The organism is Pigmentiphaga sp., from assembly GCF_019689535.1.
Lineage (GTDB): Bacteria > Pseudomonadota > Gammaproteobacteria > Burkholderiales > Burkholderiaceae_B > Pigmentiphaga.
In genome coordinates, this window is the sequence record NZ_JADGHH010000277.1 from 1 (window position 1) to 3,530 (window position 3,530).

The following is a 3,530-nucleotide window of genomic DNA, read 5'->3' on the forward strand; positions in this document are numbered from 1 at the left end:
TTGTTGGGGTAATTCTTCACCATCGTCTGCTGTTGGGCGATGGCGGACTTATAGTCCTTGAGCGCGTAATGGCTGCTCCCGATGTAGAACTGGGCTGCGGGAGCATAGGGGCTTTGGGGATACTGGCGCACGAAGGCCGAAAGAGCCCGAATGGCTTCGGCGTAGTTTCCGTTGCGGAATATGTCGATTGCCGCATCGTAGGCGCGCTTTTCCTCGGCGCTGACGGTGGTTTCCTGTCCGTCTATCGAGGCTGTTTGCGGCTCGACGCGCTTCAGGCGCGTATCGATATCCAGGTAGATGTCTTTCTGCGCCTGTTGGGTATCGGCTACTTGCTTGGTCAGGATTTCTATCTGGCCGCGCAGCCGGGCGATTTCCTGCTGCAGTTGCTCGATCTGCGAAGCGAGCTGCAGCTGGCTGCGCTGGCTCTGCGCCAGCTCTTCGTCCAGCTTGCGGGCCTGTTGATCGGCCCGCTCGCGCACTTCCCTGCGCAGGTCGATGATGGCCTGGCGCGCCTCGTCGTCGGAGAACAGGGCCGCGTGGGCCGAGAACCCCGACAGGCTGGCGCCGATGCAGGCGCCGGCTGCCAGCAGTCGGAGGCGGGAAATGCGGAGCGTCATAGGCAGGTCCTTAGCGATCAACGGTAGACGATGTCGGCGCGACGGTTTTCGGCGCGGGAGGCTTCATCCGTGCCGATGGCCTTGGGCTTTTCCTTGCCGAAGCTGATGGCTTCGACCTGGTCGTCGCGCACGCCCAACAGCAGCATCATACGGCGGACGGCTTCGGAACGGCGCTGGCCCAGCGCGAGGTTGTACTCGCTGCTGCCGACGTCGTCCGTGTGGCCTTCGATCACGACCTTGCGGTCTCGGTTGTTGGTCAGGAAGCGGGCGTGGTTTTCGATGATCGGGCGATATTGGTCCTTGACCACGTAGCTGTCGAAATCGAAGTACACGGACCGTTGCGCTAGCTTCGGATCGTTGATGGGGTCGAGCCCTTGCTGGGTCGCATCGACGCGCGCGACGCCGCTCGAGCTGGTGCCCGAGGCGGCTTGGCCGGAGCGGTCTTCGACCGGCACGTTGCTGCTTTCATCGAGCTTGACGGGACTGCTGCAAGCCGAGACTACCGCGACAACGCTCGCGACGACGAACATTTTGAAGGCACGAGTAGACATGGTGTTTCCTTGGTTTCGAGGCGATAAGGGTGGCAAACAATGACTAGATGGAATCGTGATCCTAAAGTGTCACATGGGAAACGTGATCCTAAAGTGTCACATGGACCCTGCGCCGCAGCGTTGCAAGAAGTGACAACGATGCACAGCCGCGACCATGGCCATTCCAGGTAATCGATTGTTTCAGTTCAGGAAAGGTCCCCAGGTAGGTTCGCGCACGTCCCCGTTGAGCACGGATAGTGTCTGGGTGACGCGACCATCACTCGAAACCGCAGCTAGCACACCGCGTCCGGATTGCGATGTTGCATACAGAATCATCTTTCCGTTGGGTGCGAAGCTGGGCGATTCGTCCCTGCCGCCGTTGGTGAGGATGAGCTCATTACCGGTGGCAAGGTCTAGCGTAGCGATTTGGAAGCCGGCACGGCGGGTGACGTACAGCAAGGTTTTGCCATCAGGCGACAACTGGGGAGAAATATTGTAAGCGCCTTTGAACGTCACGCGCTCGACCTGGTTGTTTTCCAGGTTGAGGCGGTAGATCTGCGGGCTGCCCCCGCGGTCGCTCGTGAAGAGGATGGCGCGGCCGTCGTTGGTGAACGCGGGCTCGGTGTCGATGCCCGGCGACTGCGTCAGACGCCGCAATCCGGAACCGTCGGCATTCATGATGTAGAGCTGCGAGAGGCCGTCGCGCGTGAGGACGACGGCCAGGCGACTGCCGTCCGGGGACCAAGCCGGGGCGCTGTTGTTGCCCTTGAAGTTCGCGACCGGGATGCGCTGGCCCGTGGCGATGGTGTGCACGTAGACCACAGGCTTGCGGGTCTCGAAGCTCACGTACGCCAGGCGCGTGCCGTCGGGCGACCACGTGGGCGAGATGATGGGCTCGCGCGAACGCAGGGCGGTCTGGGCGTTCTGGCCGTCGGCGTCGGCGATCTGCAATTCGTAGATGTTGTCGCGCTTGAGCACGTATGCGATTCGTGTTGCAAAAATGCCACGGTCGCCCGTCAGCTTTTCGTAGATGCGGTCGGCGATCTGGTGGGCCGTGCGCCGCATTTCGTTGGGGCCGGAGGAGAACGCGACGCCGTCTATCTGCACTTCCTTGATAGTGTCGAGCAGGCGATAGCGGACATCGTAGCGGCCGTCGGCGGTGCGCTGCACGCTGCCCACCGCCAACGCGTCGGCACCCCGGGTTTTCCAGGCGGCAAAGCCGATCATGGCCGATTCGGACAGCGCCGTGTCGCCGGTGTCGATGAGCCGGAAGAGGCCGGTGCGGTTCAGGTCGGCCCGGATGATCTCGGCGATCGCCCGGCCTTGGGGGTCGGTGGATTCAAAGTTGGCGATGGCGACCGGGTACTGGTTGGCGCCGGCGCCTGAGATTTGCACGGTGAGCTGGGCTTGCGCGGGCTGGGAGCCCAGGGCGAAGGCGGTCGCGGCCAGCGCGGCGGCGCATTGCATCAGCCGCCGTCCGAGCCGGCCGCCGATGTCTCGCAGCCGGACACTGCCAGGCGTGGCCGGCGAGGAAAGGGTAGCGGTATTTGCAAATGTCATCAGTCGAACATCCGATATTGAACTTCTATGTTGGACTCGTACCGGCCGGAAGACGGACGCGGGAAGGGATTGCAGCGCCGAATTCCGTTTTCTACCGCACGGTCGAAAGCTTCCACGCCGGATGAGCGGACCAGGCGCGGCGGGCCTGCCTGCTCTCCCGTAGGTAGCAACTGGACCCGGAATACGGCCGTCGGGTTCCCGCCGGCAGAACTGCCAGTTGCACTATAAATGACTCCGGGTTTGATGCAAGCGCGCACCAGATCGGCGTAGCCGGGGTCTCCGCCTCCGCCGCCCGCCTGATTGCGGTTGGCGGTGCCGCCCTCGCGGCCGCCTTCGAGGCCGGCGACGCGCGCGGCATCGTTGCGCAAGGCTTCGCGTAGTTTGCGATCACGCTCGGCCTGGGCTTTCCGTTCCGCTTCGGCCTTTTTCTCGGCAGCAGCTTTCTCGGCGGCTGCCTTCTTCTCCGCAGCGGCTTTCTCGGCAGCGGCTTTTTCTGCCGCCAATTGTTCGGCCTTTTTCCGTTCCGCTTCCTTGCGCTCCGCTTCGCGGCGTTCAGCTTCCTTCCGTTCCTGTTCGCGCTTTTCGGCCAGGCGTTTTTCTTCTAGCTGCTTCTGCCGCTGGCGCTCGGCCTCTTCGGCCTCGCGGCGCGCGCGCTCTTCCTGGCGTTTCTTTTCCTGCTCGATGGCGATGTCGGGGTTCTCCTGCTCCACCTGGGGCTCGGGCTTCGGCGGCGGAGGAGGAGGGGGAGGCGGCACAGGCCGCGGCTCGGGTTCAGGTTCCGGCGTCGGGGGCTCGGGCTGGTTGGGCGAGGGAAGTGCCGTCC

The 3,530-nt window shown here is 63.5% G+C and carries 4 protein-coding genes; all 4 read right to left on the reverse strand.

Features of this window, described 5'->3' with window-relative positions; all coding sequences use genetic code 11:
- The coding region (locus IRZ12_RS16575) for a YbgF trimerization domain-containing protein (protein ID WP_296470875.1) at positions 1–617 on the reverse strand (617 nt) is incomplete at its 3' end.
- A 17-nt stretch (positions 618–634) separates the two neighbouring features.
- The gene (gene pal, locus IRZ12_RS16580) at positions 635–1,168 is read right to left on the reverse strand and encodes a peptidoglycan-associated lipoprotein Pal (RefSeq protein WP_296470877.1); all 534 of its coding nucleotides are present in this window, start codon (positions 1,166–1,168) and stop codon (positions 635–637) included.
- 180 nt (positions 1,169–1,348) lie between these two features.
- Complete coding sequence (tolB, locus tag IRZ12_RS16585; RefSeq protein ID WP_296470882.1) at positions 1,349–2,614, reverse strand: Tol-Pal system beta propeller repeat protein TolB; 1,266 nt, start codon at positions 2,612–2,614, stop codon at positions 1,349–1,351.
- A 92-nt stretch (positions 2,615–2,706) separates the two neighbouring features.
- Positions 2,707–3,530 (reverse strand): cell envelope integrity protein TolA (gene tolA / locus IRZ12_RS16590; protein WP_296470879.1); only part of this gene is annotated, 824 nt, incomplete at its 5' end.